10 protein-coding genes are annotated in these 19,243 nt (G+C 37.2%); 6 read left to right on the forward strand and 4 right to left on the reverse strand.

Annotated features, from left to right (window positions below):
• The first annotated feature begins 410 nt into the window (after positions 1–410).
• Together NY607_RS13065 and NY607_RS13070 are read left to right on the forward strand one after the other, a co-directional pair.
• Entirely contained in the window at positions 411–2,303 is a 1,893-nt protein-coding gene (locus NY607_RS13065) for a stalk domain-containing protein (RefSeq protein ID WP_131520816.1), read from the forward strand.
• Between the two features lie 66 nt (positions 2,304–2,369).
• Positions 2,370–4,862 carry an S-layer homology domain-containing protein gene (locus NY607_RS13070; protein ID WP_259419839.1) on the forward strand — a complete coding sequence of 831 codons (2,493 nt, stop codon included), beginning with the start codon at positions 2,370–2,372 and terminating at the stop codon, positions 4,860–4,862.
• A 484-nt stretch (positions 4,863–5,346) separates the two neighbouring features.
• Here NY607_RS13070 and NY607_RS13075 read toward each other — a convergent pair whose 3' ends face one another.
• Complete coding sequence (locus NY607_RS13075; RefSeq protein ID WP_259419840.1) at positions 5,347–6,603, reverse strand: HlyD family secretion protein; 1,257 nt, start codon at positions 6,601–6,603, stop codon at positions 5,347–5,349.
• On the reverse strand, positions 6,603–7,280 hold the full coding sequence (locus tag NY607_RS13080) for a hypothetical protein (protein ID WP_131520819.1): 678 nt from the start codon (positions 7,278–7,280) through the stop codon (positions 6,603–6,605). Before NY607_RS13080 ends, NY607_RS13075 begins: the two co-directional genes overlap by 1 nt.
• A gap of 344 nt (positions 7,281–7,624) precedes the next feature.
• On the opposite strand from NY607_RS13080, the gene NY607_RS13085 reads away from it, so the two are divergent.
• From NY607_RS13085 to NY607_RS13100, 4 genes are all read left to right on the forward strand, one after another.
• A complete protein-coding gene (locus NY607_RS13085; protein ID WP_259419841.1) occupies positions 7,625–11,635 on the forward strand; it encodes a cell wall-binding protein in 4,011 nt (1,336 codons plus the stop codon).
• A gap of 199 nt (positions 11,636–11,834) precedes the next feature.
• Positions 11,835–12,902 carry a CAP and S-layer homology domain-containing protein gene (locus NY607_RS13090; RefSeq protein ID WP_131520821.1) on the forward strand — a complete coding sequence of 356 codons (1,068 nt, stop codon included), beginning with the start codon at positions 11,835–11,837 and terminating at the stop codon, positions 12,900–12,902.
• A gap of 221 nt (positions 12,903–13,123) precedes the next feature.
• On the forward strand, positions 13,124–14,035 hold the full coding sequence (locus tag NY607_RS13095; protein ID WP_009371892.1) for a C40 family peptidase: 912 nt from the start codon (positions 13,124–13,126) through the stop codon (positions 14,033–14,035).
• Positions 14,036–14,268: 233 nt separating this feature from the next.
• Complete coding sequence (locus NY607_RS13100; protein WP_131520823.1) at positions 14,269–16,197, forward strand: N-acetylmuramoyl-L-alanine amidase; 1,929 nt, start codon at positions 14,269–14,271, stop codon at positions 16,195–16,197.
• Between the two features lie 337 nt (positions 16,198–16,534).
• On the opposite strand, the gene NY607_RS13105 is transcribed toward NY607_RS13100, so the two are convergent.
• Positions 16,535–18,505 (reverse strand): S-layer homology domain-containing protein, encoded by a 1,971-nt coding sequence (locus NY607_RS13105; protein WP_237899303.1) that lies wholly within the window; start codon positions 18,503–18,505, stop codon positions 16,535–16,537.
• Between the two features lie 276 nt (positions 18,506–18,781).
• Positions 18,782–19,243: aldehyde dehydrogenase family protein (locus NY607_RS13110; protein WP_259419842.1), on the reverse strand; the 462-nt coding region annotated here is incomplete at its 5' end.

The following is a 19,243-nucleotide window of genomic DNA, read 5'->3' on the forward strand; positions in this document are numbered from 1 at the left end:
CATTATTCATTTTCTTTTATGATTACCCAAAAGTTTATGTAACTTTTTTAATATAAATGAGTCTACTTAAGAAAATAGCGTTACTGGATGTACTAATGAATTCAGATAATGAAGTTTACTATCAAATACGTCTCATATATAGGTCGATTTGAGTTTGATAAAAGTTAGCTTCAACCCTTTAAAATTCAGTGGGATGGTGATTATATAAAAGGATTCAGAGGGAGGCAATAAGTTTTATAGAAAATAATCATGGTATTTTAGAATATCATTTGTTCCATATGAAGCTTTTGAAGGAGAAAGGCTAGCACTCTAGTACCGAATTCTACTTTATTCGATAAAAATCCCACATTTTGGGCTTTGTTCATGTTAAGATGGTAGAGACGATTTTAAGAGGAAAAAAGGAGATTGAGATGTTTAGAAAACTAAAGACTACATGTATTGTATCAGCAGTTGCGTTGGCTACGATTTTGCCAGGACAAGCGTCTGCATCAGCTACTAGTAACAATGGAATTCAGATAAAAAACAATGTTTCGATTACGATTAATGGAGAGACGATTCAAGTCAATGATCCTATTTTAAATAAATCGGATTTCTTATTATTACCAATGCGTGCATTGTATGAAGCGGTTGGTGCAAGTGTGGATTGGGATAAGGAAACGTTGACGGCATCGGCGATTCGCAATGGTAAGATGGTTGATTTAACGATTGATTCGAATACGGCTTTAGTAGATGGTCAAGAGGTTGCAATGGATGTTGCGCCATTTATGTATAAGGATCGTACCTACATGCCATTACGTTTCGTCAGCGAAAACTTTGATGGTGTTGTTAATTGGGATGAGACTACTCAATCGGTAGATATTACATTATCAGATGAAACAACAGCACCACCGCAGGAAGACCCATATATCTTACATATCAATAACAAACGTATTGTCATGAAAGATCCGATTGTTACAAAGGATGGAAGAACATATCTACCTGCTAGCTATATTTATGATTATTTAGATGATTCATCTGGCACTTGGCAACCTGATGGTTCCTTTGAATTGCTAATTGGTGGTATGAGTTTTATTTTCAATGATAACAGCAATCAGGCTTTGATTAACAATGAGGCAGTGACAATGATCGAAAAGCCATTTATACAAAAAGGCAAAATGTATGTTCCTGCTAAGTTTCTAGTGGATGCATTAGGCGGGAATTTGCGTTATATCACAGAAAAAAAAGAAATGTATATTTATGTATATCGTTATATGTATACAAGCTCTTTCCTTGAAAAATCATACGGCACTACGTCATCGCCAGAGGTTATTCCTTCTGCTCGTTTAGAAGGGGATCGTGATCTATTTATTAGTGATAATCCAGAAACATTAACACGCAAGCTTGTACCAATAAATAATGTAACACTTGCACAATACGACGTGAAGCCAACGAAAGCAATGAACAAGCACCGTGTCTTTGGCTGGCACTATAACACGCTAGGAACAGATGTCAATATTGGTATTACTGTTCAAAACAAGTCTATGACAGAGAGCATTAAAGTGACTGATTCGAAAGGCATTAACCAAAAAACAGGTAATAGCTGGGTAGGTCATGATATTGGTTTAACAATTGCTGATGCTGAATTAAATAATAAACTAAAAAAATCAGAGAGTAGTGGCATTGTTATCGCACCAGGTGAAACGAAGCTAATTGAAACATATGACCTACACTATGATTATATTATTGGTTTTTTACATGATTTAGATATTCAAGCAGTCAATGGTGGAAAGCCAGAATATACAATACGTACAGTGCTTTCAAAGGATAATACGGATTTAACAACCATCCATTCGGACCAGGTTGCGGTTGATGAGTATGCGAAACACCCAAGAGGTGCGTGGCCAAGTGCTTCAATTCTAGCAGAGCTACCAGCCTATACTGTAGATTCGCCTGAAGTAGGCTATAACATTTCCAATGGCCGTACAGACCATCTTCAAACGGCTGAAAATTCACTTTCTCAAATCAATGGAGCGGTTGGGAACCCAGGTCACTTCGGTATGAACTATAAAGTATCTATTCCTGTTGTCAATCCAACAGGCTCTACAAAAACGATTAAGCTGAAGTTGGCTGGTCGAGGAGGTTTATACAGCGGAGCGATTAAGGTGAATGGCAAAGTGTATTTAGTGCCTTCTTTAAGAGTCGGGGCAGAGTATGTTGAATTACCAGATTTTAAGATGAAGGGCTCGAAAGACACAATTGAATTAGAGCTAATGCATGCTGGTGGTGTCAACCTTCCAGTAGCAATCTATGTAGAAACAAAATAAAAAAGTCACTGGCACGGGCCATGTGACTTGGTACGTGCCATACTTTGAATTAATTCGGAGTGAAAAATGGCAAGAAAACTAATAACGATTATTGTAGTCCTTTTCATGCTTACACTAACAGTTAGCCCCATCAATGGACAAGCTGCTGGTTTAGGCAATAAAGTCAGTGAAGTTAAAACAGAGGTTTCACCACAGGTAATACATTCACAGCAAAACTATACGTCAGGTTCAATACGTCAGTTTGTAAATGTTTTAGATGTTAATTTAAATAATACATATACAAAACTAGAAATTGGTATGCCAAATCCTATTAATTCATTAAAAACAACATCAGCGATGGCTAAGCAAAACACAGTTGATGGGCATCGTGTTGTTGGGGCTGTCAATGCCTCTTACTTTTTAGGAAATGGTATGCCTGCGAACTTGTTAGCAGAAAACAATGAAATTGTGAACTATGGTATTTTGGGAGATACATATGATAGTCCAACACAAAAGCCAGTTGCATTTGGTTTATCGAAATCAGGGAAAGCGATTGCAGATTATTATTCTACAAATCTAACTTTCCAAGTGAATGGCAAAAGCTATCCTATTGATCTTATTAATAGTGAACGAGGAACAAATAAAAACGTTTTATATACACCAGAAAAAAGATCAACAGGGACAAATACTTGGGGTGTAGAACTTGTTGTGTCAGGCGCTAGCCAAGATACAAGCACCCTGCATTTTGGTGATCAGTTCTCAGGTACAGTATCTCATGTAACAGCATATGGAGCAGAAGGTAACTCTTCTGTACCAGCAGATGGCTTTGTTATCTCTGTACAAAATAAAGAGTTAGCCGCTGAATTAAGTAGCATTCCAGCAGGTACAAGCGTGGATGTCAGCTTATCGATCGATCAAAAATGGATGGATGCACAGTTCATTTTAGCTGCTGGACCAATGCTTGTGCGTAACGGCAAAGTGGATATTTCTATGCCAACGAATTCAGGGTTTGCTTCTACACGTAGTCCGCGTACAGCAGTAGCTATAGATGCTACAGGTACAAAGGTATCTCTTGTGACGATTGATGGTCGCATAAGTGGTCATAGTAATGGTGTTAATTTATCGGATTTAGCTGCTCATTTAATTTCAGTGGGTGCTTCTTCGGCTATTAACCTAGATGGGGGCGGCTCTACAGCAATGGTGGTGCGTAATCCAGGAGGTTATTTCGCTAATTTAGTGAATAGACCGTCAGAAGGTAGTGAACGTCGTGTATCTGCCATTTTACAGGTAGTGAATACAGCGCCACCAGGGAAAGTAAAATCAATTACGTTAAGTAGTGTTGGTCAAGTAATGAAAGGATCTTCTGTAGATATGCAAGTTGCAAGGGCTTATGATCAATACTTGAATCCAATGACCATCAACCCAGCAAATATGAACTGGACAGTTGAAGGAAATATCGGCAAAATGGACGGTGCAACCTTCACAGCAACACAAAAGGGTGAAGGGAAAATTATTGGGGAGTATGATGGAATTCGTACGTCTGCGGCTGTGAAAGTAGTAGATCTAGCAGAGAAACCAATTGTACTAGATAGCTTTGATAATACTTCTTCTTGGACAACAGAAACAGCGAAAGCCAATGCTTCATTAGCAAGCTCTAAAGAGTATGCTAGACAGGGAACTGCTAGCTTACAAGTAAACTATGATTTTACAACAGCAGGTACAGGCACAAAAGCAGCCTATATGGTTGCGAAAACACCAATTACTATTTCAGGGCAGCCTAAAAATATCGGTCTTTGGGTATTTGGCGATGCTGGTAAGCATTGGCTAAGAGGCGTTGTGATTGATGGTGCTGGAGCTAAGCATACAATTGATTTCACAAGTCAGGGCGGTTTAGACTGGAGTGGGTGGAAGTACGTGACGGCAGATATTCCAAGTGATCTACCACAGCCACTAAAATTCGAACGTTTGTATGTTGCTCAGCCAACAGCTTCTCTTCAAAAGAAAGGTCAGCTGTATTTCGATCAATTACAAGCAGTATATAAAGACAATCATGTGGAATTAGTTTATACAGATGTAACAAAAGGGCATTGGGCATTTTCCGAAATCCAAAGCTTATACGATCAATCTCTTATTAAAGGATACTCAAATGGAACGTTCAAACCTGAGGCATCCATTACACGTGCTGAGGCAGCTACGATCATCGCTAGAGCTTTAAATCTAACTACAACGAAGGATTCCAGCTTTAAAGATGTGAGTAAGAGCCATTATGCATACAGTGCCATTGCCGCAGTTGAGCAGGCTGGCATTATTAAAGGGCAAGAGGCAGGGAAGTTTAATCCAAACGGACAGCTTTCACGTGCTGAAATGTCTGCCATTTTAACAAGGGCCTATAAATTAACAGGTACAAGCAAAGTAAGCTTCTCAGATGTGAAATCAACACATTGGGCGTACAGCCATATCCAAGCACTTGTCGCAAATGATTTAACTGGCGGCTTCCCAGATAACACATTTAGACCAGATGCACAAATTACACGGTCTCAATTTGCAAGCTTCTTAAATAGATGTTTATCATTAAAATAAAGAAGACAAATCCTCTGTAACAGCTACAGAGGATTCTTTATGTTGTCTTGAAAAACAAAACAATTAACAGAATTTTTGTGAAAGGTGAAGTGGATATCCGTTGCTTGCTTACCTGTGGGCTAGCGAAAAGCACAACAACCCACAACTTTTTATAAAGGTTTTCACTAATCATTTTATTGAGAAGTGCTGTCACTCAACATTTCTCCCCATTTTTCACTACTGTTAGTATGAAAGAAAAGGAAAGACACATTTTCAGAGAGGTTGATTGGAGTGGAGTCAGCGACACTCCTAGGGGATTGAGCGTCATAGATGAGACCCTGGAGCGAACGTAAGTGAGTGAAGCGGCTCATCGGACGCCCCCTGGAAAGGACGCTGGCGGCACGGAAATCAACCCATCGCTCGCTTTGCTAAATGTTTTTTTAGTGTTATCTTCTTTTCTAACAAAAAAACCGCCTTGTCCATAAAAGGACGAGGCGGTTTTAGATTAGAAAACGATATATTTCACATATTGCTTCCAAGTTAGCTCTTTAAAATGGCTCCAATGTATTTTCTCAACAGGTAATGTTCTGAAGGTATAGGCTTCGAGATTACGTTTCTCATTCGAAAGCATTGGCGTACCTTCATCAAGATAATCCATAAAGATAGCTGACTTAGCCGTTTTAAATTGCACATTGACATCAATTAGCTGTATTTTACCGTCCTGATTGATGATATACAATTTTTTGTTCCCTTTTTTAGCTGTAGCTAGCCACGATTTATCGACTTTATAAGAATCGAATGCTTCGTTAACAATAATAGAGGCTTTGCCAGTTGTTGAAAATGGAATGTCCTCAAGTGGGGCATCCTGCTGTAAGGTCACTTCATAATTAGTTGGTTGTGGCAAGGCAGCCGTTTTAGCTAGCTCATTTGCCCAAACTGTCTGATCGTCAGTAGCAATCGTTTGTTTTTCTAATACGATGCCAGATAGATCATCCTTGACATGCTTCACCTTGAAATCTACAGTTTGTCCTTCCTCCACCTTTTGCCATTCCTTTTCTGATAAATAGGCATACATTGCTTTTTCATTCGAATAGATTTCAAAAGTTAGCGCACCAGCTTCTTCCTTAATCGCTGCCACCACACCATCAATAGGGCTGATAATACCCTGACGAGATTGAATTTGTGTAATTTGGGCTTCAAGTAACGCAATTTGACGATTTGTTTCAGCAATATGTCGATTTAACAGGGCAACTGCTGTAGATGCTGAATTTTGTTGAGCAAGCTCTAATTTTAGCGTTACAGATAGCTTGTCATTGATTTGATCCGTATTAATGGAGCTTTTTGGATTTGAATCGTCTCCATATTCATCCTCAATTTGATCAAGTGCATCCTGTAAATCTTGTAATTCTGTTTCATAGGCAGTGCGTTCAGATTCAAGCTTTGTTAACGCCTCATCCACCTCATCCGTTTTATAGGTAGCAAGTACATCATTCATCATCACTTCTTGGCCACGCTTTACATTCACAGCTGATAAGTTAGTTGCATCAGCAGTAATCGTGTATGTCTCAGCAGGTGCTACAATCGTTTCCTTATGAAGACGCTCTGTATTCGTGCCGATATAAGCTTTTTGAAATTCATCGATAAAGTAGGATCGTGTCACGTTGCTATTATCTTTAAAGACAAAATAAGCATTTATGCCGATTACTAGCATTGCTAACACGATGGTCGTAGTTGTCCATGGTCTTGTTTTGAGAAATGCCATCATCCTAACCCCCTAGCAATCCATTCTTTAATTGGTAGTACACTAATCAAACCAACAAATATGGCCATAAATAGCTGTACTCCAATCAATTTGACTACTAACATTTTTCTACTAGCTTCTTCCTCCCATTTTGATAAGAAGAGATACTGTACAATAGTGATTAAAACCGTTGTTACCGTCAATTGATTGAGGGTAAATAACACGAAATCTGTTTCAATCACCTGTAGGGCAGCAGGAGCTAAGGAGAAGAAAGAAAACATGGTTGTATAGCCTACTGCATAGAAAACAGCAAAGAGGATTGCTTTTTCAATTAATAGAAAGGCTACAACATAAAGCTGGACTTTTTTTATCCAATTATAAGGAATGTCCGTTAATAGATGTAATAGATAGGTAACACCATAATAGTGGAAGCAAAAATAGACGATTGCCCATAAAACGGCACCAAGCATCGAAAGGATACGTGCTACATAGTATTCATTTTGTAAATCCATTGCGAATAAGGATGTTAAATTTTCTGTCCCCATTCCCCAATATTCGCGAGCAGCAAACAACAGGATGAAAAGAATGAACACCGTTAGTACTCGTTTTTTATATCCGATGACCTCGCCTTCCTCTACGATGCTAGTAAAGTAGGTAGGATTTTTTAAGCTATGCCAGAACTTATAATGGTAAAACATAAAACAGCGTCCTTTCTTCCAAAATAGGATATCAAAGTTGTAGTATACACCTTGTAAAGATATTATGACATATGAAAAAAGCTGTTTTTTTCCAATAAATTCGAAAAAACATATTTTCTTATTATATGTCGATTGGTGAAAACCTCATATAACACCATTGTATAGTATAATTGAAATAACTTCCTGTTTTTCTAGCTAGTAATTTAGAAAAATTACTTTTGATATGTCTCATTTTGTAAATATATTAGAATGGCTTGAAATCAAGCAATTTACACCGATACTAAAGTCATAAATTCTAAATGAAAATGAATACAATCATTTTCCTATACATAAACGATGAAAGGGTGGTTCGATTGAATCGAAAATTGACAGCAGGGGTCATAACGGGTCTTTTATTGGCACCTACGGCTATAGCGAACGCACAGGAAAATGATGCACAATCTCGCGTCACAACACATACAGAGCAAGTTGCCTATATGAATGAGGTAGCGGCTGCCACGACAAGAGAGCAGCTTATTGCTCAATTTGGTAAGCTGTCAGAGAACTCATCGGCTGATGACATGGTCATTGCAAAAGGAGATCTTCAAGTTTTAAGTGCAGCAGGCTTTAATGAACACGAAGTTGCATTTATTGAAGCGAAGTATCGCTATGTGGAGGAGCAGCGTAGCTTATTAAGTGAGCTACAAAAATTAGGAAAAGAAATGACGGGAATCTCGTTTACAAGTAAAACATTTATTGCAGAGGTAGCCGCATACGATAGGAAATATGATAACTTTTTAAATATTGGCACGGATAATCTAAAAGCGTATGTAACTGTTCAAAAGGAATTTGAAGCAGCTGTCAATGAGGCGCTAGTGAATAATGCAAAAGACATTGCCAGTACAATTCGCGGCACTTCTTTACAATACGGCTATACTGATGCAGAACGCAATGCCTACTTTAAAGGCAAGGGAATGGATGTTGACAAATTAAATAAGTTAAAAGTGGATGCGACTAAAGCAGAAGGAGTAGCTACAGAATTAGTTCTGTTAGTTGAGTTATTGGAAAAATCCTCAGATTACTCAGCTGTTTTGCCTAAAATAAATAGTTTTACAGCGAATTATAATGGGTTGACAACAGAGCAAAAGAAAGTAATTGAAGCGTACAATCCAAATGATGATAAGGTTACACCTTTTAAAAAGTATAAGGATGCATTAGCAGGTTTGTCTGCTCTAGAAAAAGTGACTTCTAGTATTGCCGAGCTAAAAGGCAAACAGCCAGCAGATTTCACTTCAGCATCAAGCTTAATTAATGCGGTAGCAGCAATTGATAAAGCCTACAATAATCTGGATGCAGCGTCTAAAAATTTAGTAGAAACAGAATATAAGAGCATCGAACAATATCGTCAGGCGGCCAATATTTCGAAAAGCATTTCTACATTACGTGTATCCAAAGATGACGCTTATCGTATTGCAGTTAATGAGCTAAAAACAAAATACAACGGCCTAACAATTAATAAAGAATTTGTTAAAAATGCGAGTGAATTACAATCATCAATTGACAATATTACTGTGGCTGAAAGTATCGAAGCCCTTATAAAATTGATTGAGCCTAAAGCAGACAGTGAAAAAGTAGCTGCCATTAAAGCAGCACGTGCAGCTTATGATAATCCACCTGCTCCAACTGGAATAACAATCAATCCAAGCAATGTAAAAAAAATCGTCAGTAATTTAGCCGAGCTGACAGCGTGGGAGAAAAATTTAGGTGCTGCGTTAAAGGTAGATAAGTTAATTGATAGCTTAAATCCAGCTGAAAAAACTTTTGAAAGTAAGACACTCTCTGCCTGGACTGCCTTTAACAAGTTAAATGAAAATGATAAAGCGTTAGTGCAAGGAGCTGCAAAACTAACACTGTTTCAAAAATACGCTGATCTATCAAAAACAATCAATACATTAAAACCTTCAGCAGATTACAGCGCACAGCTTGCCGCAATAAGAAACCAAGTAGATAAATTAGATGCACAAGGTAGTGGCTATGAAGAAGCTCTTAATAATTTAAAAACACAGCTGATTGTAAAAATAGATGCTTTAATTGATGAAGAAAAAGCGGTAAAAGAAGTTATAGAGGAAATTGATCTGCTAGATAAAAATATAGCTATTGAAAAAATATTAACCGCACGAGCAAACTATAATGCGTTATCACCAACAGCTAAAAAGCGCGTAACGAATATTAAAGAGCTAACAGATTTAGAGAAATCCTATAAATCGGTTGTTAATGTCATCTCTCAATTTGAAAAATTGGATCCTTCCTCTAAAAGCTATATTTCTAAAGCAAAATCAGCTTATACGGCTTACTCCAAACTAGATAATGCTAATCAGGAGTTTGTTTTAAATTATAAGGGCTTGAGTAAAAAAGTACCTGTTATAGATGTTATTGTTCAAATTGATGCTTTAAATACTTCAAAAAAGACCTATAAAGATGATGTGCAAAAGGCAACGGGTGCTTATAACGCATTGAATAATATAGAGCCAAAACTTCAAGACGAGGTCATCAATTATGTTCACCTAACAAACGCACAAGGCTATATCAATACGGCCAAAGCATTTGATGACCGTATTATAGCCTTAGCAAATGAAGGCCCTGACACATTTGTCAAAAAGGTAGCCGAACTTACATTAGAATATAAAGCAATGGATAAGAACGCACAGAAGCTAGTGGAGCAAGCCAAAATGTTAAGCTCCTATGAAAAGGATAACAAGGCAGTAATCAAGGTGATTCAAATGATTGATGCCTTAAATCCAACAAATAAGGATTATACAAAAAGGGTTCTTGATGCACGTAAAGCCTATAATGCACTTGATCAAGTTTCCCAAAAGCGTGTAACAAACTATGCTAATCTCACTGCTGTAGAGGATGTTGCTTCCTTGATTGGTCTTATTGCGTCGTTAAAACCAACGAGTAAAACTTTCTATCAAGATATGAAAACAGCACGCGAGCTTTATGATTCCTTGCCAGCAGAGAAGCAGCAAGCGATCGTAAACTATGATGCACTGGTAGCAGCAGAGAATGAACAGGGGTTAGCACAGAGTGTAGTCGAGCTAATTAACTTAACCGAAGTGCAAGATGCAGACTACTTAACGAAGCTGATGAATGCTCGTGTAGCATATGATAAGCTATCATCTAACCAAAAGAAATTAGTGACGAATATTAAAGATTTAACAACTCGTGAAAAAGCAGTTAAACCAATTTTAAGTGTGATGGTTCAAATTAATGAATTAGACCCAGAATCAACAAGCTTTGTTAGTAAGGTAAACTCAGCACGTAAAGCGTATGATAAACTATCGAAGGAGCAAAAAAAATACATCGATAATATTGATATTCTCTTAAAATTTGAGCCTGTCTCTAGTGTGATGGAATTAATTAGTAAACTAAAATCTTCAAGTAACACATTCCTTCAAGATACATCACGAGCACGCTCACTTTACGATGCACTACCTGACGATATGAAGCAATACGTGACCAACTACTACTTATTGCAAGCAGCTGAGTCTAGTATTTTAGGTGCTGGAAATGTTATGCAAATGATTAATGACTTACCGTCCATTGATCCAAAGCAGTATGTGAAACGTATTCAAGAAATCCGTGCTGCATACAATGCTTTACCAAAAGATCAGCAACGGGCTGTTCAAAATTATAAAGTGCTACAAGATCAGGAAAAGCTAATAAAGCCTGTAATGAGTATTGTAGAAGATATCGATCGATTACTAACGGCAAAAGATATGAATAGCCAATACCAAAAGATTTTAAAAGCCTATGATAAGCTTAATGCGGATCAACGTCGCTATGTTTATAACGACCAGCTATTGCTTTCGCTAGATAATGTTATCAAGGTTTATAATAATATTGCTAAATTGAATCCAAAGGATAAATATTACTTTGGCATGGTGGAAGCGGCGCGTAAAGAATATGATAGTTTGAATACGACAGATAAACAACGTATCTCCAATTATTCTCTTTTACTCGAAGCAGAGAAAAGTTTAGCTGATGTGAAGAAGGTTGTGGAGATCATAGCGGGACTGTCTCCAAGCTCGTCGACGTATATTGAAGATGTGGCAAATGCCGTTGCTGCCTATAAGGCATTGGACTCTAAAATTAAAGGACAGGTCATTAATGAGGATGTCTTAAAGCAGGCTGAAAAAGATGTGGCTGCCGTTCTCAAAGTTGTTCAAGCAATCGGCAATATTGATCCAGATAGCTCATCATTCGAGAAAAAAGTGCTAGCAGCTCAAAAAGATTATAGTAATTTGTCCATTGAGCAACAGGGCTTAGTATATAATTACCGCATTCTAGAAGACTATCTTAAAATGATTCAATAGTATGATAAAAAAGGAGTTTTCCCAATGAATATAACGGGAAAACTCCTTTTATAAGTAAGAAAAAATGAATCCTAATATTAATTTCCAAAAAAGTGAAACTATATCATCTGAAATTCGTATCTTATAGTATAAATGGTCGCTTTGATGGGGAGGTACCATTCATACATTTTTATTTTGCCAACGTGAGGAGGTCGCCCTGTTGAAAAAATTATTGAGTATAATGGTACTTTCAATAGCTGCAACCGTAGGAAGTTTAACTAGTTTTAGTCAAGTAGAAGCAGCGTCTGCTAAGGCAGTAGATGTGACAAATTCATACTGGGCAAATGCTTCGATTCAACATATGCTCACAAAACAATATATGACTACATATAACGACAACACTTTTAAGCCAGAGCAAGCTATTACAAGGGCAGAGGCTGCTGCTGCCATTGCTCGATCCCTTCAAACAAACATTGACATTGAGAACCCTGTAAAATTCAAGGACGTTCCTACAACGCATCCATATTACAAGGAAATTTGCCAGCTTGTTAAACTGGGAGTTATTCAAAAAAGTGATGCCTTTCATCCAGAAGAGCCTTTAAAGCGTATGCAGGTGGCAAAAATGCTAGCTCTTGCGTATCAACTTAGGGTAGATAGCAAAAATAACAGTCAATTTGCGGATATTACACGTACGCATTGGGCAAAAGATTATATCGAATCCTTAGCAGATATCGGCATTATTAGTGGGGTAGATGCTAAGCATTTTGCTCCTGACCAATTGGTAACACGTGCGCAGTTTGCTGTATTTGTTGAGCGTAGCATGGCTTTTCAACAAAAAATTAAGGCGTTGGAAGTAGCCTATGACTATCTAGCAAAGGATTATATCCCAACTGTAAACCTTTCTTCTGAGTGGTCAAAAAAGGTGATTGAATTAATAAATGTTGAAAGACAGAAGAATAAGCTAGAACCTGTTGCTTATGATTCGGAACTTACACAAATTGCCATTATCAAAGCACAGGACATGGTAAATCGCCATTATTTTGAACACGTTTCTCCATTTTATGGAGCACCTTGGGATTTAGCGACATTATTTGATTACAACTATACAAGTTTTGGAGAGAATATTGCTAGAAATATTAAAACTCCTGAAATTGCTGTTAAGGCATGGATGGCTTCACCTAGCCATCGAGATAATATTTTAAAAGAGCACTATACGAACACAGGTGTTGCAATAGCACAGGATAGCAAAGGAAATTACTATTGGGTCCAAATGTTCTCTAGTCAATAAGTTGTTGTGTAACAAAGAATCGCTAATATTACAGAAATGTTACGAAAGTTCCAAATTACGATAAAAAAATCCCCTTTTTAACGCTGGAAATACCGCCAAACGTTGGTATTACAGCGTTTTTTTGCTGTCTAAAACCGTTACACAATTGAAAAATAACATTCGCCTCTTTTGTGATAGTCTATGTATAGGCAAAAAAGTTTTGAGAGGGGTATAACAAAAGTATGAATAAGAAATGGTTATTACCGATTTTTGCATCATTTATGTTATTTTCAACTACTAATATTAATACTGCTGAAGCAGCGTCTAAAGCAGATTTAACTGATACAGCTTCTAAATATTTAGGTGTTCCATATAAATATGGCGGTACTACAACTAGCGGTTTTGATTGCTCTGGCTTTACTTCTAAAGTATTTTCAGACTTAGGCATTCAATTAAACCGTACGTCAGGATCTCAATATCAACAAGGTACTGCAGTTGCCAAAAGTGATCTTCAAGTTGGCGATTTAGTATTTTTCAATACAAGTGGTAGTGGTATTTCACATGTGGGGATATACATAGGTGATGGTAAAATGATCCACTCTCAAACTGGTCAAGGTGTAAGCTACTCAAATGTTAATGACCCATATTATTGGGGCGATCGTTATGTAGGTGCTAAACGTGTGGCAACATTTGATGCTCAACAACAAGCTGAAGTAAAACAAGCAGCTATTGACTTTTCCGTATATGCTTCTCGTGCAGAGGTAGCAGTACAAATTGCAAAAGCTTTAAACTTAGATACATCTGATACTACTACTAGTTTCGTAGATGTAAAACCTACATATGCGCATGCAGGTGCTATTGCAGCTGTAGCAAAATTAGGTATCTTTGAAGGCGATGCAAATGGTAAATTCAACCCGTCTTCACCGATTACGCGTGCCCAAATTGCTAAAGTATTAGTGTTAGCGTTTGGTCTTGAAAATAATGGTGGAAGTGTAGCATTTAGTGATGTGCCTCAAAAGAGCTGGGCTAATGAATATGTTTCTACTCTAGCGTCAAATGGCATTACAAATGGTGACGGAGACGGTAGCTTCGGTTCCGATGAATTACTAAAAATCGAACAATTAAAAGTTTTTATTGAAAGAATCCAACAATAAGTTCATAAAGTTAACACTTTAATTGTGTCATAGATTGCAAGAAATGATCTTTTGAATAGCGTATAATGGAAGAAGGGTTTGCAATAGCAGACTCTTCTATTTTTATGATAATTTTGTAGGAAAGGATGTGAATTGGAAAATTAAATTTTAACAGTTCTATTGTATGATGCTTTATTTAGCTAATTTTGTTAAAATGGACACGTTAAGAGAACAAGAAGGGAGGAAATAAGACATTGAACATCAAAAAAATTAGTCTTATCTTGTGCGTCTTATTCATTTCGGCTTCTATGTTTACGATACATAGTGCAAGTGTCAGTGCAGCTAACAATTCGAATATAACATTTGAAGATGTTACTAAAAATCACCCAGCCTATGAAGAAATCAATTATTTAGTAAATTTGGGGGTAATTCAAGGTTACTTTGTGAATGGTAAGAGAGTCTTTGGCCCAAATAATAGTGTAACAAGAGGACAAGCAGCCAAAATGGTTGTTGTTGCCTCTGGTAATAAACCATTAGTGGTAAATAAATCTAGCTTTTCAGATGTGACAGTCGGCACTGAAATGTCAGGTTATATAGAACGTGCTGTACAGCTAGGATTTTTCGACAAAAATATAAAAGGTCAATTCTTACCAAATAAGCCTCTAACTCGTGGAGAAATGAGTTATGTATTAACAAAGGCTTTTAATTTAGATACTAGTGAGTATGAGGGGATTGACTCACCTTTTACTGATGTAGGAATCACACATGAATATGTGAAATACATCAATACAATCTATTATAATGGCATTACCAACGGAACAGGGAATACGTATTTACCGAATGGCACTGTAACACGTTCCCAATTCTCACTATTCGTTGCACGTGCAAACAGTGAAAAATATCGCTTAGAGCTTCCTGTAAAAGGTGTACAAGTTCCAGATACATCACAAGTCATTGGCTTAGTGAAGGTCACTACAGATGGGTTAAACATCCGTAAGACAAAAGATTCTACTTCAAGCACGAACATTGTGGGCAAAGTCAATACAGGCGGTAAATTATCAGTCTACGCTGTTGAAAGTAATTGGCTAAAGGTTACTTATAAAGGCGCATATGCCTATATCTATAAGCAATATGCAGAATTTGTAGATGCAGATGGCAATGCGTTAGGAACAGTCGAAAAAGAAGTAACGACAAAAAATGCTGTCAATTTATATGTGAAGCCTACATCTTCAGCAAAAGTCATTTCATCGATTAAAGCGAACGAAAAGCTTCCTGTTTACAAAACAATTGGTGGCTACTATTTAACACAAGTAAATGGTTTACCAGGTTATATTGTAGCGAATAGCACTACGGATATTGTGGAAGAAGAAAAGCCAAATCCAAATCCGAATCCAAATCCAGATCCAACGCCACCAGCTTCTGGTGATGTGCTAGGTAGAGTCACAGTGGCTAATTTAAATGTTCGCAGTCAAAGTAACTCTACATCAGCCGTGTTATTTAAGCTGAATAAAGGGGAGTATGTCCAAGTTAATAACATCAATGGTTACTGGGCAGAAATCACCTATAATGGCCAAACAGGCTATGTTCACAAGTCTTATTTGAAACTATTAAATCAAACAGCTAAACCTTTACAAAATCGTATTATCATCCTAGACCCAGGTCATGGTGGTAAAGATCCAGGTACAGTAAAGGGCTCTGCTTCTGAAAAGAACATTACATTAAAAGTCAGCACACAAGTGAAACAATTACTAGAGAATGCTGGTGCAAAAGTTTATATGACACGTACTGGTGATACGTATCCATCCTTACAAGATCGTGTAGACTTTACTCAAGCAAACTATGGTGAAATTTTTGTAAGTGTTCATGTCAACTCTGCTGCTAATACGTCAGCGTCTGGTACTGAAACATATTATGCAATATCTACAGGAGATATGTATCAGGAAGACATTGATTTAGCGACATATGTTAATAATCAAATTGTCAACAATTTAAATATGAAAAATCGTGGTGTCAAGCAAGAGCAATACTACGTAATTCGTAATATGGTGATCCCGTCTATTCTAGTAGAACTTGGTTTCTTAACGAATGCAGAGGATAACAGTAAAATGACAAATGATCAATACGTTAAATTATTTGCAGAATCTATTTATAATGGTATTTTGCAATACTATAAAAAACAATAATTGATTAAAGAGACGATTCCAAAGGTGTACGAGCCTTTGGGATCGTTTTTCTTATTCTCTATATACCCACATAAGAGAAAGACAAACTAATTGATAAAATTAGCTATAAAATTTTTCTAATCATACAAATAATGGGCTAAATTGATCGCTACGGCAAAGATAAGGAAAAGACACATTTGCACATATGATTGGAGTGGAGCCAGCGTCACTAGCGTCACAGATGAGAACCTGGCGGAACGGAAATCAACCTCCTGCCTTATGAAACGGCCTTTTTCCGCTAGTGACTTTATCAAAAAAAGTAAATGACTGCCTCCTTTATAAGAGGCAGCCATTTACGCTATTTCACGGTATTGATGAATTTAATATAATCCTTACTTATATATCCAGGTTCAGTGTTTAGTTTATCGGAAACAACTTGATACCAACCATTTGAGCTTGTATCTGTAACGATGACAGGCATATTACTTTTACTAAATGTGAAAAGTGGACTTTGACTTGTTGATGCATCTGCACGAACATTTAGTCCAGCTGTTGTTGTGAGAGCAATTTTATAAGGATTATTCGCATCTTTAAAGCCTAAAGCTTTTTCTGCACGATAGTAATGTCCTGCAATTTTTGCGCCCCAGAATGGATCTGAAGCGTATTTTACGTTAAAGCCGATAGCCTTAGAACCAACAACTGCACCATTCGTATAGCGTCCACCTGGCGTAATATAATTTGGCTGAAGGAATTTTTCAACTAGCTCATTAATATTGGCTTCCACACTATCAAACTTCTTGTTTAATGGATTTGTATCATAGACATATAATCCAAATAGATTGTTTAGATTTTGAGCGTGATCACTCATACCATAGGCACTCTCATGCTGTGCTAAGGATAAAATAAGCATAGCATTGATATGAGAATTGGCTTCCACTTCTTTTAATACAGAACCTAAACCAAGTAGTTTACTTTTAGTTGTGGCATTTTTATAAATCGTAGCACCTGAGCTTTCAACCTCTGCTAATTTTCCCACAATATATTGATCTAGCTCTTCTACAGTATATTGAGTTGTTGCACGAGCTGGTAAGAATTGATAGTAGTTATAGGCTTCTCCCTTTGAAGAACCATCAGCATTGGTAAAGTTGATGCCATCCCAGCTAAAGTATTTCTCACCCTGCTTCATAAAGCTAGGTGCCTTTCCATACACGTAACTAGCAGAATATTTATTAGTTTTATAATCATACAAAGTATGTTTTATTTCACCGTACTCATTTGTGTAATAAGAACGGCCTTTCACTAAAGCAGAAGGAATTAAGGTAACGTCAGCCTGCTTTAAATAGCCAGTATGACCAGCTAAGCGTACTTTTACTTGTGTGGCATCGCTACCTAGATATTCCATTTCTGTATTACCAGCAACTGCGATTTGATCCTTAATCGTTTCAGAATTTAGAGCAACATAATTATTCGTTACAACATAACCTGAAGTCATTTTAATAATTTTATCATTTTGAGTAATCACTAAGGAACTAGTCGTCATCGCCTTTTCTGCTGCTTCAAAGCTAGTAAAGGTTTGTTTGTCTACCAAGTTACCATTGGAAACTTCTTTGACGATATAGGCGGTAGTATGACCGTTATTACCAGTATTATTGTTGTTCCCATTATTATTGGTATTACCGTTATTTTCGGAGTTACCATTGTTTTCATTTTTACCAGCGTCAACCTGATCAGCAAGAAGAATTAACCGTAGAATAAATGTCGATGCCTCACCAATTGTGGCATTGTCTCTAGGTAAAAACATGCCGTTGGAGCTTCCTTTAATAAGTCCTAATTGCGCACCGATTGCAACATCCTGTCGGAAATCTTTAAAAATAGTTGCATTGTCTTTGAAGGTAATAGAAGAAGTACCTTTTGGTATTTTTAAATAATCAACTGCTCTAATTAGCATAACTGCCATATGCTCTCTTGAAATACGGTCATCTGGTTTAAATGAGCCATCCGTATAGCCAGTAATAATTCCAGCAGTAGCAGCAAGCTTAATTTCATTTGCAAATAAATATGTGTCTGACACATCTGTAAACGTTATCTCGTTCTTTGTGTCCAAATTTAATGCTTTTGCTATGTATGTGGCGAATTCACCGCGTGTAACCGTAGCATTTGGACGATAGCTTCCATTTGCATCCTTCAGTAATGCATTTTTCTGAATTAAATAGCGTAGACCACTTTCATGCATATGTCCTGATAGCTCGTCTGCATAGGCAGATTGAGGCTGCCAAATGACTAGACTAACAAGCATCATGAGTAACATAAAAATTGATAGTTTTTTCATAGTTTTACCCTCCTAAACTGATATCATTTTAACAAAGTTACACAATCAAGATAAGGGTCAAATGTTAGAAATGCCATAAAATATACCAGCGTTTTATAGGCAATAAGTATGCTTTTATAATTTGATGTGACGGTTAGTTTTAAAGAGGGGAAGAAAAGTGAACCGAAATTCACATGAGTTTCTTCTATTATATATGTCGTTTGTGTTACCCCCAAAAAAATAATGCCGTACATTGCTTACTAAGAAACAATGTACGGCATTTTATTGAAATAATTATTAAAGCATTTCTGAAGTTGTTTTTGCTTGCATATGCAGTTGTAGGTAGTCTGGGCCACCTGCTTTTGAATCTGTACCTGACATGTTGAAGCCACCAAATGGTTGATAACCAACGATTGCACCTGTACAGCCACGGTTGAAGTAAAGGTTTCCTACATGGAATTCTTCACGCGCTTTTTCTAGGTTCATGCGGTTTGTTGTGATAACAGCGCCTGTTAAACCGTATTCTGTATCGCTTGCAATTTCAATCGCATGGTCGAAATCTTTTGCTTTTGCAATGGCTACCACTGGTCCGAAGATTTCTTCCTTCATAATACGAGCAGAAGGATCTACGTCCGCGAACACAGTTGGTTGTACGAAGTAGCCGACTGAATCGTCTGCTGTACCACCAGCTACTAAACGACCTTCGCCTTTACCGATTTCAATGTACTCTGTAATTTTATTGAATGCTGCTTGGTCAAT

The sequence above is a fragment of the Lysinibacillus sp. A4 genome (genome assembly GCF_024919535.1).
GTDB lineage: Bacteria > Bacillota > Bacilli > Bacillales_A > Planococcaceae > Lysinibacillus > Lysinibacillus capsici.

Coding starts and splice junctions, on each gene's coding strand:
- NY607_RS13065 (WP_131520816.1), top strand. CDS start 411: ATGTTTAGAAAACTAAAGACTACATGTATTGTATCAGCAGTTGCGTTG.
- NY607_RS13070 (WP_259419839.1), top strand. CDS start 2,370: ATGGCAAGAAAACTAATAACGATTATTGTAGTCCTTTTCATGCTTACA.
- NY607_RS13075 (WP_259419840.1), bottom strand. CDS start 6,603: ATGGCATTTCTCAAAACAAGACCATGGACAACTACGACCATCGTGTTA.
- NY607_RS13080 (WP_131520819.1), bottom strand. CDS start 7,280: ATGTTTTACCATTATAAGTTCTGGCATAGCTTAAAAAATCCTACCTAC.
- NY607_RS13095 (WP_009371892.1), top strand. CDS start 13,124: ATGAATAAGAAATGGTTATTACCGATTTTTGCATCATTTATGTTATTT.
- NY607_RS13105 (WP_237899303.1), bottom strand. CDS start 18,505: ATGAAAAAACTATCAATTTTTATGTTACTCATGATGCTTGTTAGTCTA.